Raw genomic sequence first — 21,022 nt, forward strand, 5'->3', positions numbered from 1 at the left:
ATCATGACCCGTTCAATGCTATCTTCGAAGTTGCTGTTGTCGTGCGCGTCGATTGCCGCGCTTTCCATCGCTGTGCCTGCCTATGCGCAGGAGGCTACGCCGCAGGGTGATCAGGCGGCTGGTGCCGATGCGGGCGAGATTATCGTAACTGCGCAGCGCCGCAGCGAAAACGTGATGAAGGTGCCGGTCAGCGTGACCGTAATTGGCGCCGAAGCGCTGGCCGACTCCGGCATCAACGACCTTCGCTCACTCTCCAAGCTCGCGCCAAGTCTGCAGGTCGGACAGGATAACCAGTTTTCGATCCGCGGCATCGGCACGGCAACCTTCGCCGATACGGTGGAAGCCAGCGTCACGCAGGTAATTGACGATGTCGTACTCGGCAGCCGCTATTTCGCCAGCATTGGTTTTTACGATGTCGAGCGGGTGGAAGTGCTGAACGGCCCTCAAGGCCTTTTGTTCGGCAAGAACGCATCAGCCGGCGTCGTCAACATCACCACCACGGCTCCTCGCCTGGGTGAGATGGGTGCATCTTTCGATGTCGAGGGTACGAGCCGCTATCGTGACGACGATGACGGTCTGGGCGTGCGTTCGCGTACGACCCTGAACCTGCCGATCGGCGAAAAGACGGCGCTTCGCCTCAACGCCAGCTATGCCAAGCAAGACAGCATCGTCAACATTCGGCGCACAACGCCGGTCCGCGGGGAAAGCGATGTCCGCGAATATGCGTTCCGCGCCAAGCTTCTGACCGAGCCTACCGACAACCTCTCGCTCTATGTCATCGCGGACTACGCCAAATTCTCGGGCATTTCGGGCACGTTCGATTATACCTATCGCGCGCTCGGCGCGGGGAGCCAGTATCCTGCACTTCTGGCCGACGCGGGCGTGACGCCCGGACCGCGCAACCTGCGGTCGGTCGTTGACGGCGAGTATTTTCGCGATCTCGAGACGAAAGGGTTGCAGGCCAAGATTTCCTACACGCTGGCCAATGATATCGAAATCACGAACATCGCAGCGTTTAAGAAATACGACCTAGATCAAACGTTCGATTCTGATTTCACGACGTCGAACTACCTGAACCGCAACGCAGCCTTCAGCAATTACGAGCAGTTCTCGAACGAACTGCGTATCGCGCTGCCGGCCAACAACGTGCTCAGTGGCCAGTTCGGTGGATATTACTTCCGCTCGACGAACGATTTCGGTGGTCAGCGCGGCGGCAACAACGGCTTTCCCTCCTTCGTCAGCGGCGGTTTCCCGTTCTGCGTCGGTGCGCCCGTCACTGCAGGACCGCCACCAGCCTGTGGCGTCAGCAACCGCTTCTTCCTGGGTCAGGATTATGCTGGGCGCAACACCAACGAGAGCATCGCGGCATTCGGCCAGTTCAGCTATCGCGTAACCGAGGCGCTGAAGCTCACCGCTGGCGGGCGTGTGACACATGACAATGTGGCGCTGACGCTGCTCGAGAACACAAACCCGTATTTTGTCACGCTCGGCGTGCCGAACAATCTGTCGGTCGGTCGGGTGAAGAACACCAATTTCAGCTGGAAGGTTGGTGCTGATTGGGAAGCAACGCCCACCACGCTGATCTATGGCTTCTATGGCCATGGCTATAAGGGGCCCGGATTCTCCAACGCATCGCCGGCAAGAGGCGCTGACCTGTCGGTCGATCCGGAAATCTCGCGTGGGGGCGAGGTTGGCATCAAGCAGGCATTGTTCGACCGCAAGGTGAACATCAGCGTGTCGGCATTCTATACCAAGTTCGACAACCTGCAGGTTCAGTCGTTCGATTCCGCGCTGCAGACGGCGATCCTGCAGAATGCGGCAAAGGCGACGACCAAGGGTATCGATGCGAACATCCAGGCACGGCCGTTCAGCGGCCTGACCTTGTCGGCATCGGCCACGCTGCTCGACGCGAAGTATGACAGCTATCCGGGTCGTAAATGCTATCCCGGTCAAAGCGGTTGTTCGGCCAACGGCACGTTCGACGTGTCAGGCCGTCGCGTGCCGCAATCGGCGAAGTTTACTTCAGTAGTTTCGGCCGACTACGAAATCCCGCTGTCCGATGACACCAGCCTGCAGGTCGGTGGTAGCTTCTATCATCGTTCGCCTCTGCTGACCGACTATGCGCCTGCGACGGTTATCCCGACCTGGAACACGATCGATGCCAATGTCGGGTTCAAGGGCGACACTTGGAATATCGCACTGTTCTGCAAGAACTGCTCGAACCAGATCCGACCGGTTTCGATCGAAGTTGAGGCAGGCGACGGCATCAATGCTGGTGCACTGACTTACGTTCAGCGCTGGAGCTACGACTCGGTGCGGACCCTTGGCCTGCGTTTCGGGTTCAACTTCTGACTTAGCTACGTGGGGCGGGTGCAAACCTGCCCCACCAATACTATTGACGTCGAGTCGATCGGTTGCATTGCGAGAGATATGAACAGACGGCTTCGCATGGGAATGATTGGCGGTGGTGCGGGTGCGTTCATTGGACCTGTGCACCGCTTTGCGGCCGAGTTGGACCGTGAGATCGAGTTGGTCGCCGGCGTGTTCAGCAGCGATGCGGGACGTTCTCTAGCGTCCGCAGCCGACTATAAGATCGATCCCGCCAGAGCCTATCCTGACCTTGCGACGATGTTCGCCAGCGAGGCGAAGCGCGAAGACGGCATCGATTTCGTGACGATCGCCAGTCCGAACCACCACCATCTGCCGGCGGCGCGCGCTGCATTGGCCGCGGGCGTGGCCGTGATGAGCGACAAGCCGATGACGGCCTCGCTTGCCGAGGCGCGGGAACTGGCGGAGCTGATCGCGCAGGCCGGTCGGCCTTATGCGCTGACGTACACCTATTCAGGCTATCCGCTGGTGCGTGAAGCGCGGGCGCGGGTGGCGGCAGGCGCAATCGGCACGGTGCGCAAGGTCGTGGTCGAGTACCGGCAGGGCTGGCTGGCCGGGGCGGCCGATGGCAAGCAGGCCGAGTGGCGCGTCGATCCGGCGCGGGCCGGAGCGGGCGGCTGCATCGGCGATATCGGCGTCCACGCGTTTCAACTGGCCGAGTTCGTGACCGGTCTCAAGGTCACGCGGCTGCTCGCAGACCTTGCGGCGGTGGTGCCAGGTCGGGCGTTGGACGACGATTGCTCGATCCTGCTGCGCTTCGAAAATGGCGCGCGCGGCGTGCTCCTGGCCTCGCAGATCGAGGTTGGCGAACTCAATGGCTTGCGCATTCGCATCTATGGCGACCAGGGCGGCCTTGTCTGGCGGCAGGAGACGCCGAACGAATTGATCTTGCACCGGATCGATGGAGGGACCGAGATCGTGCGCGCGGGCACGGCTCAGATCGGGCCCGACGCACAGGCGCGCACGCGCACACCGGGCGGGCATCCGGAGGGCTATCTCGAGGCGTTCGCCAACCTGTATCGCGATTTTGCGGCGGTGCTGCGCGGTGCGGCCGCTCCGCTATTGCCCGGGATTGCGGATGGTCTGCGGAGCATGGCTTTCGTGGAGACGGCGGTGACTGCCAGCCGGGACGATGCTGGCTGGGTCGATCTGATTGGCGAAGGAGCGACGCAATGAAGACGATCCAAGGTCCCGGCATTTTCCTGGCGCAGTTCGTCGGTGACACAGCGCCGTTCAACTCGCTCGACAGCATCGCGCGCTGGGTCGCGTCGCTGGGCTATAAGGGCATCCAGATCCCTAGCTGGGACAAGCGGCTGTTCGACCTTGATCGCGCGGCGGAAAGCCAGGATTATTGCGACGAGGTGATTGGGATAACCGCTTCGCACGGGCTGCAAATCACCGAATTGTCGACTCACCTTCAGGGCCAATTGGTCGCGGTGCACCCGGCCTATGATGCGCAGTTCGATGGTTTCGCCGCCGAGCATGTGCGTGGCAACCCCGCTGTTCGACAGGCTTGGGCGGTCGATCAGGTGAAGAAGGCGGCCACCGCGAGCCGCCGACTTGGCCTCACCGCGCATGCCAGCTTCTCCGGCGCGCTCGCCTGGCCCTATTTCTACCCCTGGCCGCAGCGGCCGGCGGGGCTGGTCGAGGATGCGTTCGACGAACTGGCGCGGCGGTGGAAGCCGATCCTTGACCACTTCGATGCCGAGGGCGTCGACATCGGGTTCGAGATTCATCCAGGCGAGGACCTGCACGATGGCGTGACGTTCGAGATGTTCCTCGATCGGGTCGGCAATCACCCGCGCGCCAACATACTCTATGACCCCAGCCACTTCGTGCTGCAGCAGCTCGACTATTTGCAGTTCATCGATATCTACTACGAACGCATCAAGTGCTTTCATGTGAAGGATGCCGAGTTCCGGCCCAACGGTCGATCGGGCGTCTATGGCAGCTACCAGAACTGGGTCGATCGGCCGGGGCGGTTTCGCTCGTTGGGTGACGGGCAGGTCGATTTCGGCGGCATCTTCTCGAAGATGGCGGCATATGACTTTGCCGGCTGGGCCGTGCTCGAATGGGAATGCGCCTTGAAGCACCCCGAACAGGGCGCAGCCGAAGGCGCACCGTTCATCGACCGCCACATCATCCGCGTCACCGAACACGCATTCGACGACTTCGCCGCCGCTGGCGCGGATCGCGAGCTTAACAAGCGCATCATGGGCATCCCGAAATGAGCGCGTCCGCACCCTGGGGGCGGCGCGAGTTTCTCGGCGCCGGTGCGTTGCTTGCGCTATGCGTCGGTGTACCTGCGGCAACGGTCCACTGGATCAAACTCGATCCCGAAGACTTGCCAAGCGATCGACAGCGCGCGCTGATGGCCGAAGTCGCCGATCTCGTCATCCCCAGAACCGATACGCCGGGCGCGCGCGATGTCGGAACGGGCGATTTCGTGCTGCTGGCATTGGCCCACGGCCTGTCTGGCACGCGCGCGCCGATGGCGAGTGGCGCGGTAACGCCCGCACTTGCGCCCCTGACGCGGCGCGACGGCTCTCTGCGCCACGCGCTGTGGCTAGAGCGGACACTGGACCAGGCCAGCAATGGCGATTTTCTGCGCCGAAGCCCGACGGAGCGCGTCGCCATCCTCGGCGCGATCGACGCTGCCGCGATGGCGCGGGGCGCAGCTTGGTCGCCCTGGGTCGCTGTAAAGGGGCTGATCCTGACAGGTTATTACACGTCGCAAACCGGGGGCTCGCGCGAATTGCGCTACGAACTGGTGCCCGGCCGCTTCGATCCCGATCTGCCGTTGTCGCCAACCGATCGCGCCTGGTCGAGCGACTGGACAGCGGTGGAGTTCGGCTGATGGCGCAGGAAAATGCACAGTTCGACGTCATCGTCGTGGGTTCGGGCATCACCGGGGGTCTGGCCGCGAAAGAGCTGACCGAAGCCGGCCTAAAGGTTCTGATGATCGAGCGCGGTCGCAACATCGAACATCAAAAAGACTACACAACCGAGATGAAGGCCCCTTGGGAGCTGCCGTTTCGAGGCGTGGGCGACGCCGAGCTCTACGCGCGTGAATATCCGGTGCAGATGCTCAACCGGCACTTCAACGAGTTCACGCAAGGCCATTTCGTCAACGATGCGGAAAACCCGTACCAGACAGGCGAGGACACAAAGTTCGACTGGTTTCGCAGCTATCAGCTCGGTGGCCGATCGCTGACGTGGGGGCGGCAATGCTACCGTTGGTCGGACTATGACTTCGACGCCAACCGGCGCGATGGGCAAGGAACGGACTGGCCGATCCGCTACGCCGATCTGGCACCATGGTACGATAAGGTAGAGGAATTCATCGGTGTCTCCGGTGCGGCGGAAGGGCTGGCGCAGCTTCCCGATGGTCGCTTCCAGCCGCCGATGGCGCTCAATGTCGTTGAACAGGCGCTGCGCGAGCGCGTGCTCGCCAAATATCCCGATCGCCTGATCACGATTGGCCGTACCGCCAACCTGACGCAGGCAAAAGGCGATGAAGGCAGGGGGCCCTGCCAGAACCGCAACATCTGTGCGCGGGGCTGTTCGTATGGCGCCTATTTCTCGACGCAGTCCTCGACGCTTCCGGCGGCAATGAAGACCGGGCGGCTGACGGTTGAAACCGACGCAATCGTCGAGCAGGTCGATCTTGATCCGGTGACCAAGCGTGTGACCGGTGTGCGCTGGGTTAATCGCAATACGGGCGCGCGAGCCCGGGCGACCGCGCGCATGGTGTTCCTGAACGCCGGCGCCTTCAACTCGGTGCAATTGCTGCTCAACTCACGATCGGAGGCGGCGCCGAACGGTCTGGCCAACTCGAGCGGGGTGCTCGGCACGCACATCATGGATCATGCCAACGCCATCGCCGCTCTCGCTATGGTGCCAGGTTTCGAGGGCCGCACGACATACGGCAATCGTCCGACAGGCATCGTGATGCCGCGCTTCCGCAACCTCGACAGTCTCGATGGCGAAGGGTTCACGCGCGGCTATTCGTTCCAAGGCGGCGCACTGCAGGGCACCTGGTCGCGCGGCAAGCGCCAGCCGGGGATCGGGGCTGCGTTCAAGGACGATTTGCGGCATCCGGGCATGTGGACGATGGTGCTGGTGACGTTCGCGGAATCGGTGCCGCGCGCCACCAACCGCCTGAAGCTGAGCAACAAGACGGACAAGCACGGCATTCCGCAGCTTGAGGTGACCTTCGCCCATGGCAAGGAAGAGCTTGCAGCGCTTGCCGATGCCAAGCGCGAGGCAGGTGCGATGATGTCGGCTGCCGGGGCGCAGGTCATCATGGGGATGGACCAGCCCAACAACGGCGGCACCTCCATTCACGAGATGGGTGGCGCGCGCATGGGGCACAATCCGGCAACGTCTGTGCTCAACAAATGGAGCCAGGCGCATGACGTGCCAAATCTGTTCGTCACCGACGGCGCGCAGATGAGTTCGTCCGCCTGCCAGAACCCGTCACTCACCTACATGGCGCTGACGGCCCGCGCTGCAGCGCATGCCGTCGAGCTGTTGAAACAGGGTGCGCTCTGAGACTCTTGATCGGCTAACTGCCGAATAGCGACAACAACACGATCGATCGCCGCAAGCTGATCGACCACGCCATGACGCTGAACGAACCCAATATGGCCGGGGTCATCGGCGATATCCCCGCGTGAAATGCGCGATGGCAATCGGAAAATGCAGGAACAAGCGGCGCACTGCTTGGCGTCGCTGCCTATCGTCCGGGCGTCATGCTCCATATCGATGCCCCGGCGACCTATCGGGCCAACCAGGTTTCCGGCTCTAGACGAGCCGGATTGATTGCTTCAATCACCTCGAGCTCGGCTCGCCCGCCTCAGCAGCTCACATCAAGGCAGATCGTCAGGATTTCTAAGCACAATGAATTATCGCCATTCCTTTCATGCGGGCAATAGCGCGGATGTCGTAAAGCACAGCCTGCTGATCGCCCTCGTGCGGGCCTTGCAGCTCAAACAGAGCGCGCTGACCCTGATCGACACCCATGCCGGCTGCGGGCTTTACGACCTCGATAGTGACGATGCCCAGCGCACCGGCGAGTCCACGCAGGGCGTGCTGCGGGCCTTTGCCCACCCGGACCCCTTGCTCAACGACTACTGCGCCGCCGTACGGGCGGTGAATGTCGGGGCCGAGCCGCATCTCTACCCCGGCTCACCCCAGATTCTGGCGCAACTTCTGCGTCCGCAGGATTTCCTGATCCTGAACGAAAAACATCCCGAGGATGTCTATACCCTGCGCGGCGTCATGCGCGGCACATCTGCTGCCGTGCACCAGCGCGACGCCTACGAGCTTTGGCTGGCCATGCTGCCGCCCCGAACGCCTCGCGGCGTGGTGGTTGTCGACCCGCCGTATGAGCAGCTGGACGAGCGCGCACGGATCACAGCTACGCTAGCGGCGGCTCACCGCAAATGGGCGCATGGCGTGACAGTGATCTGGTATCCGCTGAAAGACCGCACCACGCATTGGCGGTGGAAGGAACAGTTACGCAAGCTCGGCATCCCGAAATTGCTGTGGGTGGAGCATTGGTTATACGATAGCGATCAGGCCGGCATCTATAACGGCGCTGGCCTTTTTATCGTCAACCCACCCTACGCCTTCACACGGGCGCTGCCGCCCCTGCTGGAAGCCCTGCGCGCTGCCTTGGTGCCCGAGGGCCATGAGGGCGAGGTCACAAGCGATTGGCTGGGCGATTAGGATAGACGGCCCGTGGCTAGTTGCCATCCGCATCGACCATAAACACCACCGGCTTTCCCCTGGACGCAGGCTCCCAGCCTGCGTGCAAAGCTGCCTGAATGCCACGGGTTACAAGCGCGTCGCTGATCTGTAGGCGGCCGCGTGGCATACCTTTCAGCAAGCGTTTCGGCGGGGGGAATTCCAGCAAAGCGCCGCGCTGGGTCTGCTTGCGCAGCAAAGCGACGGTCATGCCTTTCCAGCCTTCCGACTCGCTCCACTGCGGCTCGCTCCGCAGCTCCCACTCATATTGAAACCCGTCGACGTCGACGATACCGGCAAGCTTGTGGATGTTCATGCAGCGATCCCTAGCATGTCTACGACCACAAACCACCGGGCGGCTGCGGATTGGAAGACAACCGCTTCGCCGGACCGCCGGGTCTCAGCAAACCTGGTTGGCGATGGCGGTTCGCAACTGTTCGCGAAACCAGATGATACCGCCGTCAGCAGCGCGTGCGTTGTGGTATTGCAGCATTTCTCGCATGATCGGTAGCTCGACGGGGGCATCGACGATGCACAGTGGCAACCTCGCCGCCATAACGCGAGCGAGGCGCTCGTGCATGAGGGCCAATCTTGTCGTGTCCGGCAACATCCAGGCAACTTGGCTGAATGCCGCGCAAATGATCTCGATCCGGCGGTGATCGCCGAATTCACGCAAGTGGTTGTCGATGAAAGTCCCATCGCGCGATACGCTGACCGCCACATGGCCGGCGCCGTAATAGACTTCTTCGGTGAGAGGCTTCTGAAAAATCGGATTTCCCGACCATCCAACAACAACGTGACGCTCTTCGAACAGCAGTTCGCGGGGATGTGATCCTTGGAGAAAGGGTTCGGGCGCAACGATGAAATCAAGGTCGCCATCTTCCAGGCGCGCATGAATATCGTTGCGCGGGAGCGTGATTTCGATCCTTACCCCGGGAGCGACCTTCTGCAGCCGCCCGATTATCGGACCCAGCAAAACGGTCGTCATGTAGTCGGATGCCACGATGCGGAAAGTTCGCTGACTTTGCGCCGGGTCGAAGCTCAACCCGCGGGATATGAGGCCCCGCAGATCTGCGACGACGGCGGATATCTCCGGCGCAAGCGACAAGGCTGCCGCGGTAGGGATCATCTTCTTGCCGTACTGGACAAGAATCTCGTCGGAGAACGCGTCACGCAACCGGCGCAATGCAGCGCTCATCGCCGATTGGGTCAGATTGAGCCGCTTGGCCGCGCGCGTGACATTGCGCTCCTCAACCAGGACGTCGAACGCCACCAACAGGTTCAGATCGAAACGATCGAGCCGCATTATCATCAATCTCGCTTGTTATAATCCACACATATCATCCATTTTACTGATTTTCCCGTCGGTGTCACATAGCCAACGATCTCGACCGGGTTTGAAGCCAAGCGTCGCCCCACTTACTCGCTAGGCAGCAATCCTGATCATGGAAAATTCCCGTATCCTCATCATCGGCGGAGGCATAGGCGGCCTGACTTCCGCCATTGCCCTGCGCCGAACAGGCTTCGACGTGACGGTCATCGAACGCGATCCCAAGTGGAGCGTCTATGGCGTGGGCATCATCCAGCAATCCAATGTCCTGCGCGCGATGGATCACCTCGGCCTGCTCGAGGAGTACGTTGCCGCAGGCGCAGGGTTCGACGCGGTCGAGGTCTTCGCGCCCGACGGCACGAAAGTCGCACGCGTTCCCTCGCCCCGTCTCGTCGATGGCTATCCAGCCAACCTGGGCGTCGCTCGCCCCGCCCTGCACAAGGTGCTGGGCGATCGAACGATAGCATCGGGGGCGTCGGTCCGTCTCGGTGTGACCGCGACCGAAATCGACGATCGCGGCGACCGGGTGGACGTCAGCTTTTCCGACGGCACACAGGAAACCGTCGACGTGGTGATCGGCGCCGATGGCGTCTATTCCCAGACCCGCGCGCTGCTGTTTCCCGATGCCCCGGGACCGCACTACACTGGGCAAGCAGTCTGGCGCTACAACCTGCCCCGCCCCGAAGGCCTGGACGCTTTGCAGGCCTACAACGGCCCAACCGGCGTCGGTCTCGTGCCGATATCGCCGAGCCTGATGTACATGTTCGTGACGACCGCTGAACCGGACAATCCCCGTTACCCGCGCGAGGGCCTCGCCGCCGCCATGCGCGCCAAGCTGGCCGGTTGCTCGCCTGCAATTCAGGCGCTTGCCGAACACATCGTGGATGATGGCGAAGTGGTATACCGACCGCTCGAAGGCATGATGCTCGACGGGCCGTGGCACAAGGGTCGCATCGTCCTTCTGGGCGATGCCGTCCATGCGACCACGCCCCATCTGGGCCAGGGTGCGGGAATGGCGATCGAGGACAGCATCGTGCTGGCCGAGGAACTGGCACGGCACGACGATCTTGATACCGCGTTCAACGCCTATCATGACCGGCGCCACGATCGCTGCCGCTACATCGTTGAGAAATCGCTCGAAATCTGCATGGGCCAGCTCGGCAAGGGGCCGCCCATCGACAATCATAAAGCCACTGCGGAAATGTTCGCGATGGTATCAAAACCCCTGTGAAGGAACCGATCATGAGCCGCGTCACGGAAATTCGCTATGTCGGCTATGCGCTGCCCGACCTGGAGGCCGAGCGCGCCTTCTATGCCGACCAATGGAAGCTGGTCGAAGTGGGCGAGCAGGACGGCATGGTCTATTTCACAGCCGATGGCGGCGATGAACACCACGTCGTCCGCCTGAGGCAAGCCGAAGAGCAGCGCATCGACGTCATCGCGCTTGCCGCAGACAGTCGCACCGATGTCGATGCGCTGCATGAAAAGGTCGTTGCGTCAGGGGCGCGGATCATCTTCGCGCCCAAGGATCTGGACGCGCTTGGCGGCGGCTACGGCTTCCGCTTCTTTTCGCCCGACGGCCTGACGTTCGAAGTGTCGAGCGACGTCGCCCGCCGCACCGCGCGCGAACTGGTGCGCTGGGAGGGCGTGCCGCAGAAGATCAGCCACATCGTGCTGCATTCGCCCGATCACAAGGCGCTGGTCGAATGGTTCTGCGACGTGCTTGGCTTCAAGGTCTCGGACTGGCTGGGCGATTTCATGTGCTTCCTGCGCTGCAACAGCGCGCATCACCGCATTGCCGTGTTGCCGGGGCCGCCCTGTCTCAACCACGTTGCCTACGACATGCTCACCGTCGACGACATGATGGTCGGTATCAACCGTCTGCGCTTGAAAGGCACCGACATCCGCTGGGGTCCGGGCCGCCACACGGCCGGCAACAACACCTTCAGCTATTTCACCACGCCTGCAGGTTTCGCGGTCGAGTACAGCTCGGAACTCGAAGACGTCGATTTCCTGACGCACGAAGCGAAAGTCCATGCACCGGCACCGGGCATCATGGACCAGTGGGGCATCGGCGTCGGCGGTCCCCAGACCATGCCGCATGCCGAGGCCGACAAAGGCCTGTTCCAGGCTGTGGAGGTCTAAGCGATGGCTCTGTTCGAATATTTTCCGAATTATATCTGGAACCTGTCGGTCGCCATAGCGATGGAAAGCGGCGGGCGCATCGGCGAAATCGTCGACATGTGTCAGCCGATCAAGGACGCCGCAGCGTCTGGGGCGGACGCCGGCACGCCGCTGTTCATGGCGCAGTGGGTCAAGATGGCCGACAAGCTGATCGATCTGGCTGCAGAGGACGAGGCCGAGGGCCGCGCGTTCTCCGCATCCGACAAGCTGGAGCGCGCATCGCTCTACCTGTTCAATGCCGAACGGATGCAGGGTCACGGTCATCCCGGTCGCGAGGCCACTTACGCCAAGGCGCGCGAGACGTTCGATCGGTCTACCGGGCTGGGCAAGATCAACCGGGAGCGTGTCGAAGTGCCACTCTCGACCGGGACGATGCCCGCACTCTACACCCGCGCGCCCGGCGACGGTCCCCACCCCGTCGTGGTCTATTGCAACGGACTCGATAGCTGCAAGGAGCTGCTGTACTGGTCGCGCCTGCCCGAAGCGCTGGCGCGGCGTGGGATTTCCACGCTTTGTGTGGATCAGCCCGGGTCGGGTGAAGCGTTGCGATTGCAGAACCTGCCCGTCGATCCGCACAGCGAAAACTGGGCGAGCAAAGCCGTCGACTGGCTCGAGCAACAGGACGACGTCGATCCTTCGCGCATCGGCATGACCGGCATTTCGCTCGGCGGCCACTTCGCCCCGCGCGCCGTTGCCTATGAGCCCCGCTTCGCCAGCGGCGCGGTCTGGGGTGCGAACCATAACTGGGCCGAAGTTCAGCAAAAGCGGTTGAAGCGCGAAGGTGAAAACCCCGTCCCGCACTATTGGGCGCACGTGATGTGGGCTTTCGGCGCGAGCGACATGGACGATTTCCTCGCCAAGGCCGAAGGCATGAACCTGAACGGCCATATGGACGGGATCAAGGTGCCGTTTCTGGTCACGCATGGCGCGAAGGACCGCCAGATCAGCGTCGATTACGCGCACGATTGCTACGACCAGCTGGTCAACAGCCCGAAGCGCGCGCTCAAGCTGTTTACCGAGCGCGAGGGCGGCGTGGAACACGTCGGCGCGGACAACATGTCCTATGGCCGCGATTACATCGCCGATTGGTTCGCCGAAACGCTCGGTGGCCATACCGCTTGATCGCCGCAAATCCAGGTCGGCAACGAAACCAGTCAAGGAATACGCATATGGAATTTGCAACCGTTCGCCGTGTCGTAACCGGCCATGATGCCTCGGGCCGCGCGATCATCCAGGAAGATGGTCCCGTTCAGCGTGTCCAGCGCGTCGGCGGGGAGATCGGTCCGATGTTCCACGAGGTCTGGAACACGCAGGCCACCCCCGCCCCGCTGGACGCCGCGTCGGGTGAGCCAGTTGAACAGGGCATCATCCTTGCGCCGCCCAAGAACGGCACGCGCATCCGCGTGCTCGATATCCCGCCCGAGGGCGACGGCATCCGCACGATGACGCCCGAGGAAGCCCGCGCGCATTTCGCCGAAGTCGGAGCGCACGATGCCTCCGCGCATCATGGCGAAGAATCGCGCCATGCGCTGATGCATCGCACCGAAACCATCGACTACGGGATCGTGATCGAAGGCGAACTGGTGCTGATCATGGACGAAGGCGAGACCACCGTTCGCGCCGGCGACATCGTGATCCAGCGCGGGACCAATCATGGCTGGTCCAATCGCTCGGACCGCAATTGCCGGATCGTTTTCGTGCTGATCGACGGCGAATTTGACGAGAAACTCAGGCGCTGAGTCGACTGCCCCAGCACCCTTCGACTTCTGCAAGCCGAACTGGAATGCAAGCCGCGCGCCCGGACGGTATCGGAACGCCCGCTGGGCGAGTAAGTTCAGATGGTCATGGACAGCGAAATTGCAGACCTGGAACGCCGAATGATCGCAGCCGCAGAGCGCGAAGACTTCGAGGAGGCGCGCCTGCTACGTGACCGGATCAATCTGGTTCGTGGTGGCGCGACCCCGGAGGAGGCGGCCCGGGCGGACACCTCTGGCTTGTCGCGGCAAAAGCCCGGAGCGATGGGCATCGGGACCAACAAGGCAAAGCCGGTTGTGCCGCCAGGTTGGAAAACGCCAAGCAAGCCAGATCCGATGACGTCCGGTCGTCGACCGAAACGGTCCTGATATCAGCCGCCGTTGGCTAACTCGCATGCCGCTAAACATGGCCGCCTGATCGAAACGGCGATCGTCGCAGCCGGGATCGAGGTCATCCTGATTGCGTAAGGATCATCGGATCGCGCCTGTCAGCGTTGCTTCTTTGCGATCGTGGCGGTGAAATCGGGGTCCTTGTTCGCCACCCAATCGACGAACTTGCGCACTGCCGGGTTTGCCAGCACGCCTTCGACGTCCATCCCGAAGCGCTGCAATTCCGAATTGGTGAAGGTCGCCACCAGCGTCTGCTGGCAGATCGAATGCATCGGCACGGTGTCGCGCCCGCCCCGGCTCTTGGGCACGGGATGATGCCACACGATGGTCTTGCCCACGGGCCGCCCGCAAAGCCAGCACGGCACCGGCGGCACCACCACGTCCTCCTCGTCGGGCTCATCCCGATACGCGTCACGCTTCGAATGCTTGCGAGCCATACTTCCCTGCCTGAACCTTTGCGGCGCATCACGCTCGCCCGCCTTGGTCTAGCACATTGCCGCAGCAATGATGAAACGTTACGCGTCGTCCCGGATTTGTAACCCATGCGCTTCCCGCTCGACACCATCGCCATAACCGTGCTGACGATTGCCTGCCTCGCGCTGTTCGGCAAGGCGTGGCTCGCCGATCATCCCGAGCATGATCCTTGGGCGCCGCTATCTCTGACGGACCCGCCGGGATGGGCGACCGCCGCCAAGTTCGCAAAGCTGCGCGGCGACCATCAGGTCTGTGCCTCGTTCCTCGAACGCAGCGACATTGCGACAACCCCGCTGCCCGCGACGGGATCTGGCCAATGCCGCCGCGAGGATCGCCAGATCCTGTCCAGCCGCCTGCTCGCCCCTCGCAGCCCGCAAGCGACCTGCGCCGTCGATGCAGGCCTAGCGTGGTGGCTCGAACATGGCGTGCAGCCCGCCGCGCAGACCATCTTCCGCGCCCGCGTCGTGCGCATCGAGCATTTCGGCACTGCAAGCTGCCGCCGGATCGCCGGGGGCCAGAGCTGGAGCGAGCACGCCACCGGCAACGCGATCGACATCAGCGCTTTCGTGCTCGCCGACGGGCGCCGCGTGGTCGTCCGCACCGGCTGGACCGGCCCTGCAGACGACGCCGCGTTCCTGCGCACCGTGCGCGATTCGGCCTGCCGCAGCTACGCCACCGTGCTCTCGCCTGATTACAACGCCGCCCACGCCGACCACCTCCACCTCGATCAGGCAAGTCGCTCAGGCGGCTGGACTGTCTGCCGCTAGGATCAGCCGACCCCCAGCAGCCGATATCCCACCCCCGGCTCGTTGCGGATGAGCTGCGGCTGCGCAGGGTCGCTCTCCAGCTTGCGCCGGATGCCCCGCGCCGCCACGCGCAGGTACTCGACGTCGCTCTCGTGCCCTGGCCCCCACACCGCTTTCAGCAACTGGCTGTGCGTCACCACCCGTCCCGGGCTTTTCGCAAGCTCGGCGAGCATCGCATATTCCTTGGGCGTCAGGTGAACCTCCTCGCCCGCCCGGCGCACTATCCGCGCGCCAAGATCGATCTCGACCTCGCCACTATACACGACAGGCACCGCCGTCTCGCTCGCCAGCCGGTGGCGCAGCGCCGCCCTTATGCGCGCCAGCACCTCGTCGCTGTCGAACGGCTTGGACACGTAATCGTCCGCCCCCAGATCGAGCGCGGCAACCTTCTGCTCGGTCGCATCGCGCGCCGAAACCACGATCACCGCCACCCCCGCCGTACGGATCAGCGGGATCATCTCCAGCCCGTCGCGATCGGGCAACCCCAGATCGAGCAGCACCACTTCGGGCTTGTCGATATGCAGCGCCGCCAAGGCTTCACGCGCAGTGCCCGCCTCGACCACGGTGTATCCCACCCGCGTCAGGCTCGCGCGCAACAGCCGACGGATGGCAGGCTCGTCGTCCACCACAAGAATGGTCACGCCCCCAGTCTTCGGACCGCTCATGCCGCAGGACACTCGCGCAATTGCGCGTTGCCAAAGCGAATCGTGAAACAAGCGCCCGCCCGCTCGCGCCGGTTCGCCGCGCTGACCTCAAGGCCCATCGCCTCGGCGAATCCCTTCACGATCGCCAGCCCGAGGCCGGTCCCGCCCTTCCGGTCCGATCCCTCGATCCGCGCGAACGTCTCGAATATCCGCTCTTCGTCGCCCACAGGTATCCCCGGCCCCTCGTCCTCGATACGCAATACCAGCCCCTGCCCGTCGCGCTCTGCACCGATGGTCACTTGCGATCCGTCCTCGCCATACTTCGACGCATTCTCGATCAGGTTGATCAGACAGTGGTGGAACAGTTGCGGATCGACCAGCACGAACGGCAGGTCCGCCGGAATTGCAATCTGCAACACATGCCCCTCCAGCGCGCCGCGCAAGTCCTGCACCGCGCTCGCCAACGCTTCGGAAAGATCCACCGGTTCGATCGACTGATGCAGCGCGCCGGCCTCGATCCGCACCATATCCAGAAGGTTGCCGACAAACCGATGCAGCCGCTCCGCCTCGGTCCGCGTCGCCATCAACTGCATGTCCTGCTCCGCCGACAGCGGACGCATCGCCTGCAACGTCCCCAGGATGGTGGTCAGCGGCGTACGCAGATCGTGGCTTACCGAAGACAGCAGCGTCTGGCGCAGCCGGTCGCCCTCGCGGATGTGCGAGAGCTTGAACATTTCCTGCTCAAGCCCGATCCGCTCCAGCGCCAGTCCCGCCTGATCGATCAGGCTGAGCAGCAGCGGCAACTGATCCGATCGCACCGGCGCGCCGGCATCGGAACGAGACAGTCCGAACACCCCCAGGGCCTTGCCACCGGCACTGACCGGCTGGAACAGCCATTCGCATGCGGTCAGCGTATCCGAACCCATGCCCGCAGCGCGCCCGTTCTCGAACGCCCACCGCGCTGCTGCATTGTCCAGCGTCTCCAGATGCGCCGCGTCCGGCCACGATGATCGCAACGCCAGCCCGCCCTCGTCCGGTAGCATCAGCAGCGCATTGCCCTGAAACAGCCGCCCGACCTCGGCGCACAGCACATGGGCCAGCTCGTCGCGGTCGCTGATCCCGGTAAGCAACCGCGCAAGACCTGCCAGCGAACTGTTCTGCGCCGCGCTGGCCTGCGCCAGCAGCGCCTGTTCGCGCACCCGCGATGCCAGCTGGCTGCTCACCACCGCCACGCCCAGCAGCACCAGCACGGTGATGATGTTCTGCGGGTCCTCGATCGTGAAGGTGTGCGTCGGCGGGATGAAGAAGAAGTTGTACGCGAGCGAAGACGCAAGGCTGGTGACGATGCCGGTGCGCAAGCCAAAGCGCGTCGCGGCAACCATCACGGGAATCAGGAACAGCAGCCCGAGGTTGGCGATGTTGGCGCGCGAGAAGATCAGGTCGCCGATCACCGTCACCAGCAGGATCAGCGCCAGTGAAATGCCATAGCCCCCCACGTTGCCCCACCGTCCAGTCGGCTGCGCATCCTTCGTGCGACTGGCAGGCGCGATGGTCTCCATCGGCAGAACGTGCACCCCAACGCCCGGCGTTTCGCGCACGACGCGGTCGACCACCGAGCCATGACGCAGTTCGAACCACCGCGACCTTGCCGACTTGCCGACAATCAGCTGTGTCGCGCGCGCCTCTATGACGATGCGCTTCAGCCCTTCGACAATATGCTCGGCGGGCACCGTAACCACCTGCCCGCCGAGTTGCGCTGTCAGGTGCATGACCTGCGCCAGACACGCATTCTCGGCATCGCTGAAGCGCAACGAACGCGGCGTCTCGATATGCGCGGCGGTCCACGGTGCCTTCAAGGCATCGGCCAGCCGCTTGGCAGCGCGCACCAGTTCGAGCGATCCTGCCTGCTCACTGATCGCCACCACGATTCGGTCGCTTGCCGCCCATGTGCCCGCCATCGCGTGTTCGCGGACATAGTCGAGCATCTGGGCATCGACCGCCTGCGCCGCCCGGCGCAGCGCCAATTCGCGCAAGGCGGTCAGGTTCGACTTCGAGAAGAAATTCCCCAGCGCGCGCGTCGCTTCTTCGGGCACATAGACCTTGCCCTCGCGCAGCCGCTCGATCAGCTCGTCAGGTGGAATATCGACGATCTCGACGTCGGCCTCCTCGATCACCCGATCGGGCAGGGTCTCGCGCACCCGGACCTTGGTGAACGACGCGACCACGTCGTTGAGGCTTTCGAGATGCTGGATGTTCAGCGTCGAATAGACGTTGATCCCCGCACCAAGCAGTTCCTCGACATCCTGATAGCGCTTGTCGTGCCGGCTCCCGCGCGCGTTCGTGTGTGCCAGCTCGTCGACCAGCACCAGCGCGGGCCGACGCTGCAAGATCGCGTCGATATCCATCTCGTCGAACACCTCATCGAGGCTGTCCACCCGCCGACGCGGTACGATCTCAAATCCGTGGACCTTCGCCGCGGTCTCGGCGCGGCCATGGGTCTCGACCACGCCGATGACCACATCCACGCCGGCATCGCGCCGTGCCGCCGCATCGGTCAGCATTTCGTAGGTCTTCCCAACGCCGGGAGCCGCCCCAAGGAAAACCTTGAGGCGGCCTCGTCCCTCGCGTCCGGCAGCGCGGAGCAGGGCGTCGGGATCGGGTCGCGGTTGCTCGTTCACGGTACCGGTTGTGCGCCGCGTCCCGCCATCGTGTCGAGTGCCTGATTGAGCGCCAGCACATTCACACGCGCCTCGCCGATGAACCCCAGCAACGCGCCCTCGCGGTGATCGGCAACCAGCTTGCGTACCGCGCCTGCATCGATCCCGCGCGCAGCAGCCACGCGTGCCACCTGGAAAAAGGCCGCTTCGGGGCTGATGTGGGGGTCCAGCCCCGAAGCGGAAGTTGTCACCATGTCAGGCGGAGCGGGGTTACCCGGTGAGGTCTGCAGCGCGGCAACGTCGCCTTTCACACGCTCGGCAAGGACCTTGCTGGTCGGACCGAGGTTCGACCCGCCCGACGCCATCGCGTCGTATCCGGCACCCGCTGCCGAGGGGCGTCCGTGGAAATAGCGCGGACTGGCAAACGCCTGCCCGATCAGTTCGGAGCCGACCACGCGGTCTCCTTGCCGGATGAGGCTACCGTTGGCCTGCCGGGAAAATAGCGCCTGCCCCGCACCCGTCAGGGCCAGTGGGTAAGCAAGGCCCAGCAGCAACGCGAACAGCACGGTCAGGACCAATGCCGGACGCAACGAGGAAAAGAGGTCTTTAGACATGGGTTTGTTCCTCAGGCGAGGTGAAGGCCGGTGACCGCAAGGTCGATCAGCTTGATCCCGACAAACGGTGCGATCAGGCCGCCCAGGCCGTAGACCGCAAGGTTGCGGGCGAGCAGCGCACCTGCCCCCATCGGTTTGTAGGTCACGCCCTTCAGCGCCAGCGGCACCAGCGCGGGAATGATCAAGGCGTTGAAGATGATCGCCGAAAGGATCGCGCTCTGCGGCGAGGCCAGCCGCATCACGTTGAGCACGCCGAGACCCGGATAAAGCACCACGAACATCGCCGGGATGATCGCGAAGTACTTGGCGACATCGTTCGATACCGAAAACGTGGTCAGCGCGCCGCGCGTCATCAGCAACTGTTTGCCCAGGCCGATGATCTCGATCAGCTTGGTCGGGTCGCTGTCGAGGTCGACCATGTTGCCCGCCTCGCGCGCGGCCTGCGTGCCGGTGTTCATCGCCACGCCGACGTCGGCCTGAGCGAGCGCCGGCGCGTCGTTGGTGCCATCGCCGCACATCGCAACCAGCTTGCCGCCCTGCTGTTCGCGCCGGATCAGCGCGAGCTTGTCCTCGGGCGTGGCCTCCGCCAGGAAATCGTCGACGCCGGCTTCGGCAGCGATCGACGCAGCGGTCAGTGGGTTGTCGCCGGTGATCATGACCGTGCGGATGCCCGTGCGGCGCAGTTCGGCAAAGCGCTCGCGAACGCCGGTCTTGATCACGTCGCGCAGCGCGATCACCCCCAGCAGCCGACCGTCGCGCGACACGCCCAGCGGCGTCTGTCCCGACCGCGCGATCTCCTCCGAAATGCGCCGCAGTTCAAACGCGTCCTTGCCGTTCGCCGCCTCCGGATTGGCACGCAGCAGCGCATCGACCGCGCCCTTCTGGACCAGCCCGAAATCGCCCTGCACGCCCGACAGGCGGGTCTGCGCGGTGAACGGAATGACTTGAGCTCCGTCCGGAAGTTCCTGCGCGGCAACGCCGAACTTCTCGCGCGCCAGCACCACGATCGAGCGTCCCTCGGGCGTCTCGTCGCCAAGACTCGCCAGCATCGCCGCGGCCGCAAGCGCGTTCACTGTCACGCCGCTCACCGCAATGAAATCGCCCGCCTGCCGGTCGCCGATCGTGATCGTCCCGGTCTTGTCGAGCAGCAGCACATCAACGTCGCCCGCCGCCTCGACCGCACGCCCGGATTTCGCCAACACGTTGAAGCGCACGAGCCGGTCCATCCCGGCAATGCCGATCGCCGACAGCAGCGCCGCGATCGTTGTCGGGATCAGCGTCACCAGCAGCGCCGCCAGGATCGCCACGGGGATCTTGCCACCTGCATAGCTGGCAAACGAGGGGATCGTGCTCACCGCGATCAGGAAGATGATCGTCAGGCCCACCAGCAGGATCGTCAGCGCGATCTCGTTGGGCGTCTTCTGCCGCTCGGCCCCTTCGACCAGCGCGATCATCCGGTCGAGAAAGCCCTTGCCCGGCTCCTGTGTGACCCGCACCGTGATGCTGTCGGAAATCACCCGCGTGCCCGCCGTCACCGCCGACCGGTCGCCGCCCGCCTCACGGATCACCGGCGCGCTTTCGCCGGTGATCGCTGCTTCGTTGACCGAAGCGACGCCCGCGATAACCTCGCCATCCGCCGGGATCAGCTCCCCGGCCGCAACGACGACGCTATCGCCACGCGCCAACGCCGATGCCGCCACGGTGCGCCCGTCGGGCAAGGTCGCCACAAGTTCGCTCTTGGCGGCGCGCAACGATGCCGCCTGCGCGCGCCCCCGGCCCTCGGCCAGCGCCTCGGCAAAGGTGCCGAACAGCACCGTCAGCCACAGCCATACGATCAGTTGCAACTGAAAGCCCAGCGGCAGCGGGTCCTCGCCCACCACCACCAGCACCGTCAGCAGCGCCGCAACGACGGCCGTCGTGAACAGCACCGGGTTCTTGACCAGTTGACGCGGAGAAAGCTTGCGGAAGGCGTCGCCGATCGCCGGAACGACCAGCTTTGCCGAAAACATCGATTGAGCTGTTGTCATGGG

At 63.7% G+C, this 21,022-nt stretch carries 19 protein-coding genes; 12 read left to right on the forward strand and 7 right to left on the reverse strand.

Annotated features, from left to right (window positions below; translation table 11 throughout):
- Positions 1–3 precede the first annotated feature (3 nt).
- The 6 genes from GGQ88_RS03875 (at position 4) to GGQ88_RS03900 (ending at position 8,121) form a co-directional block, all read left to right on the forward strand.
- Entirely contained in the window at positions 4–2,352 is a 2,349-nt protein-coding gene (locus GGQ88_RS03875; RefSeq protein ID WP_246385418.1) for a TonB-dependent receptor, read from the forward strand.
- A 78-nt stretch (positions 2,353–2,430) separates the two neighbouring features.
- A complete protein-coding gene (locus GGQ88_RS03880) occupies positions 2,431–3,564 on the forward strand; it encodes a Gfo/Idh/MocA family protein (RefSeq protein WP_246385419.1) in 1,134 nt (377 codons plus the stop codon).
- Positions 3,561–4,619, forward strand: a complete 1,059-nt coding sequence (locus GGQ88_RS03885) for a sugar phosphate isomerase/epimerase family protein (RefSeq protein ID WP_183611760.1) — start codon at positions 3,561–3,563, stop codon at positions 4,617–4,619. Before GGQ88_RS03880 ends, GGQ88_RS03885 begins: the two co-directional genes overlap by 4 nt.
- Positions 4,616–5,245 (forward strand): gluconate 2-dehydrogenase subunit 3 family protein, encoded by a 630-nt coding sequence (locus tag GGQ88_RS03890; protein WP_183611761.1) that lies wholly within the window; start codon positions 4,616–4,618, stop codon positions 5,243–5,245. Before GGQ88_RS03885 ends, GGQ88_RS03890 begins: the two co-directional genes overlap by 4 nt.
- On the forward strand, positions 5,245–6,942 hold the full coding sequence (locus GGQ88_RS03895; RefSeq protein ID WP_183611762.1) for a GMC oxidoreductase: 1,698 nt from the start codon (positions 5,245–5,247) through the stop codon (positions 6,940–6,942). The genes GGQ88_RS03890 and GGQ88_RS03895 overlap by 1 nt, the downstream gene beginning before the upstream one ends.
- Before the next feature lie 348 nt (positions 6,943–7,290).
- Positions 7,291–8,121, forward strand: coding sequence for a 23S rRNA (adenine(2030)-N(6))-methyltransferase RlmJ (locus GGQ88_RS03900; RefSeq protein ID WP_183611763.1), 831 nt, complete (start codon positions 7,291–7,293; stop codon positions 8,119–8,121).
- A 16-nt stretch (positions 8,122–8,137) separates the two neighbouring features.
- On the opposite strand, the gene GGQ88_RS03905 is transcribed toward GGQ88_RS03900, so the two are convergent.
- Both GGQ88_RS03905 and GGQ88_RS03910 read right to left on the reverse strand, forming a co-directional pair.
- Positions 8,138–8,455 (reverse strand): hypothetical protein, encoded by a 318-nt coding sequence (locus tag GGQ88_RS03905; protein WP_183611764.1) that lies wholly within the window; start codon positions 8,453–8,455, stop codon positions 8,138–8,140.
- Positions 8,456–8,539: 84 nt separating this feature from the next.
- Positions 8,540–9,451 carry a LysR family transcriptional regulator gene (locus GGQ88_RS03910; protein WP_246385420.1) on the reverse strand — a complete coding sequence of 304 codons (912 nt, stop codon included), beginning with the start codon at positions 9,449–9,451 and terminating at the stop codon, positions 8,540–8,542.
- 133 nt (positions 9,452–9,584) lie between these two features.
- Here GGQ88_RS03910 and GGQ88_RS03915 point away from each other — a divergent pair, with 133 nt between their 5' ends.
- From GGQ88_RS03915 to GGQ88_RS03935, 5 genes are all read left to right on the forward strand, one after another.
- A complete protein-coding gene (locus GGQ88_RS03915; RefSeq protein ID WP_183611765.1) occupies positions 9,585–10,700 on the forward strand; it encodes an FAD-dependent oxidoreductase in 1,116 nt (371 codons plus the stop codon).
- A gap of 11 nt (positions 10,701–10,711) precedes the next feature.
- Positions 10,712–11,614: a VOC family protein gene (locus GGQ88_RS03920; protein ID WP_183611766.1), complete on the forward strand. Its 903-nt coding sequence runs from the start codon at positions 10,712–10,714 to the stop codon at positions 11,612–11,614.
- Positions 11,615–11,617: 3 nt separating this feature from the next.
- Positions 11,618–12,775 carry an alpha/beta hydrolase family protein gene (locus GGQ88_RS03925; RefSeq protein ID WP_183611767.1) on the forward strand — a complete coding sequence of 386 codons (1,158 nt, stop codon included), beginning with the start codon at positions 11,618–11,620 and terminating at the stop codon, positions 12,773–12,775.
- Between the two features lie 47 nt (positions 12,776–12,822).
- Complete coding sequence (locus GGQ88_RS03930) at positions 12,823–13,392, forward strand: cupin domain-containing protein (RefSeq protein WP_183611768.1); 570 nt, start codon at positions 12,823–12,825, stop codon at positions 13,390–13,392.
- 105 nt (positions 13,393–13,497) lie between these two features.
- Positions 13,498–13,776 carry a UvrB/UvrC motif-containing protein gene (locus GGQ88_RS03935; protein WP_183611769.1) on the forward strand — a complete coding sequence of 93 codons (279 nt, stop codon included), beginning with the start codon at positions 13,498–13,500 and terminating at the stop codon, positions 13,774–13,776.
- A 119-nt stretch (positions 13,777–13,895) separates the two neighbouring features.
- Here the strand turns inward: GGQ88_RS03935 and GGQ88_RS03940 are convergent, their stop codons facing one another.
- Entirely contained in the window at positions 13,896–14,234 is a 339-nt protein-coding gene (locus GGQ88_RS03940) for a hypothetical protein (protein WP_183611770.1), read from the reverse strand.
- 105 nt (positions 14,235–14,339) lie between these two features.
- Between GGQ88_RS03940 and GGQ88_RS03945 the strand changes: the two genes are divergently transcribed.
- Positions 14,340–15,038 (forward strand): extensin-like domain-containing protein, encoded by a 699-nt coding sequence (locus tag GGQ88_RS03945; protein ID WP_183611771.1) that lies wholly within the window; start codon positions 14,340–14,342, stop codon positions 15,036–15,038.
- Between the two features lie 2 nt (positions 15,039–15,040).
- Here the strand turns inward: GGQ88_RS03945 and GGQ88_RS03950 are convergent, their stop codons facing one another.
- The 4 genes from GGQ88_RS03950 to kdpB are packed head-to-tail and all read right to left on the reverse strand — an operon-like array spanning position 15,041 to position 21,019.
- Complete coding sequence (locus tag GGQ88_RS03950; protein ID WP_183611772.1) at positions 15,041–15,742, reverse strand: response regulator; 702 nt, start codon at positions 15,740–15,742, stop codon at positions 15,041–15,043.
- Positions 15,739–18,399 carry a DUF4118 domain-containing protein gene (locus GGQ88_RS03955; RefSeq protein WP_183611773.1) on the reverse strand — a complete coding sequence of 887 codons (2,661 nt, stop codon included), beginning with the start codon at positions 18,397–18,399 and terminating at the stop codon, positions 15,739–15,741. Before GGQ88_RS03955 ends, GGQ88_RS03950 begins: the two co-directional genes overlap by 4 nt.
- Positions 18,396–18,992 carry a potassium-transporting ATPase subunit KdpC gene (gene kdpC, locus GGQ88_RS03960; protein WP_183611774.1) on the reverse strand — a complete coding sequence of 199 codons (597 nt, stop codon included), beginning with the start codon at positions 18,990–18,992 and terminating at the stop codon, positions 18,396–18,398. The genes GGQ88_RS03955 and kdpC overlap by 4 nt, the downstream gene beginning before the upstream one ends.
- An 11-nt stretch (positions 18,993–19,003) precedes the next feature.
- A complete protein-coding gene (gene kdpB / locus GGQ88_RS03965) occupies positions 19,004–21,019 on the reverse strand; it encodes a potassium-transporting ATPase subunit KdpB (protein ID WP_246385421.1) in 2,016 nt (671 codons plus the stop codon).
- Between the last annotated feature and the right edge of the window lie 3 nt (positions 21,020–21,022).

The organism is Novosphingobium hassiacum (genome assembly GCF_014196055.1).
In the GTDB taxonomy this organism is placed as follows: domain Bacteria; phylum Pseudomonadota; class Alphaproteobacteria; order Sphingomonadales; family Sphingomonadaceae; genus Novosphingobium; species Novosphingobium hassiacum.

Bases quoted from the DNA above. Each gene is read 5' to 3' on its own strand.
- GGQ88_RS03940 (WP_183611770.1), bottom strand. From the start codon at position 14,234: ATGGCTCGCAAGCATTCGAAGCGTGACGCGTATCGGGATGAGCCCGAC.
- GGQ88_RS03890 (WP_183611761.1), top strand. From the start codon at position 4,616: ATGAGCGCGTCCGCACCCTGGGGGCGGCGCGAGTTTCTCGGCGCCGGT.
- GGQ88_RS03895 (WP_183611762.1), top strand. From the start codon at position 5,245: ATGGCGCAGGAAAATGCACAGTTCGACGTCATCGTCGTGGGTTCGGGC.
- GGQ88_RS03915 (WP_183611765.1), top strand. From the start codon at position 9,585: ATGGAAAATTCCCGTATCCTCATCATCGGCGGAGGCATAGGCGGCCTG.
- GGQ88_RS03950 (WP_183611772.1), bottom strand. From the start codon at position 15,742: ATGAGCGGTCCGAAGACTGGGGGCGTGACCATTCTTGTGGTGGACGAC.
- GGQ88_RS03875 (WP_246385418.1), top strand. From the start codon at position 4: ATGACCCGTTCAATGCTATCTTCGAAGTTGCTGTTGTCGTGCGCGTCG.
- GGQ88_RS03935 (WP_183611769.1), top strand. From the start codon at position 13,498: ATGGACAGCGAAATTGCAGACCTGGAACGCCGAATGATCGCAGCCGCA.
- GGQ88_RS03925 (WP_183611767.1), top strand. From the start codon at position 11,618: ATGGCTCTGTTCGAATATTTTCCGAATTATATCTGGAACCTGTCGGTC.
- GGQ88_RS03920 (WP_183611766.1), top strand. From the start codon at position 10,712: ATGAGCCGCGTCACGGAAATTCGCTATGTCGGCTATGCGCTGCCCGAC.
- GGQ88_RS03930 (WP_183611768.1), top strand. From the start codon at position 12,823: ATGGAATTTGCAACCGTTCGCCGTGTCGTAACCGGCCATGATGCCTCG.
- GGQ88_RS03885 (WP_183611760.1), top strand. From the start codon at position 3,561: ATGAAGACGATCCAAGGTCCCGGCATTTTCCTGGCGCAGTTCGTCGGT.
- GGQ88_RS03900 (WP_183611763.1), top strand. From the start codon at position 7,291: ATGAATTATCGCCATTCCTTTCATGCGGGCAATAGCGCGGATGTCGTA.
- GGQ88_RS03910 (WP_246385420.1), bottom strand. From the start codon at position 9,451: ATGATAATGCGGCTCGATCGTTTCGATCTGAACCTGTTGGTGGCGTTC.
- GGQ88_RS03905 (WP_183611764.1), bottom strand. From the start codon at position 8,455: ATGAACATCCACAAGCTTGCCGGTATCGTCGACGTCGACGGGTTTCAA.
- GGQ88_RS03880 (WP_246385419.1), top strand. From the start codon at position 2,431: ATGAACAGACGGCTTCGCATGGGAATGATTGGCGGTGGTGCGGGTGCG.
- kdpC (WP_183611774.1), bottom strand. From the start codon at position 18,992: ATGTCTAAAGACCTCTTTTCCTCGTTGCGTCCGGCATTGGTCCTGACC.
- kdpB (WP_246385421.1), bottom strand. From the start codon at position 21,019: ATGACAACAGCTCAATCGATGTTTTCGGCAAAGCTGGTCGTTCCGGCG.
- GGQ88_RS03945 (WP_183611771.1), top strand. From the start codon at position 14,340: ATGCGCTTCCCGCTCGACACCATCGCCATAACCGTGCTGACGATTGCC.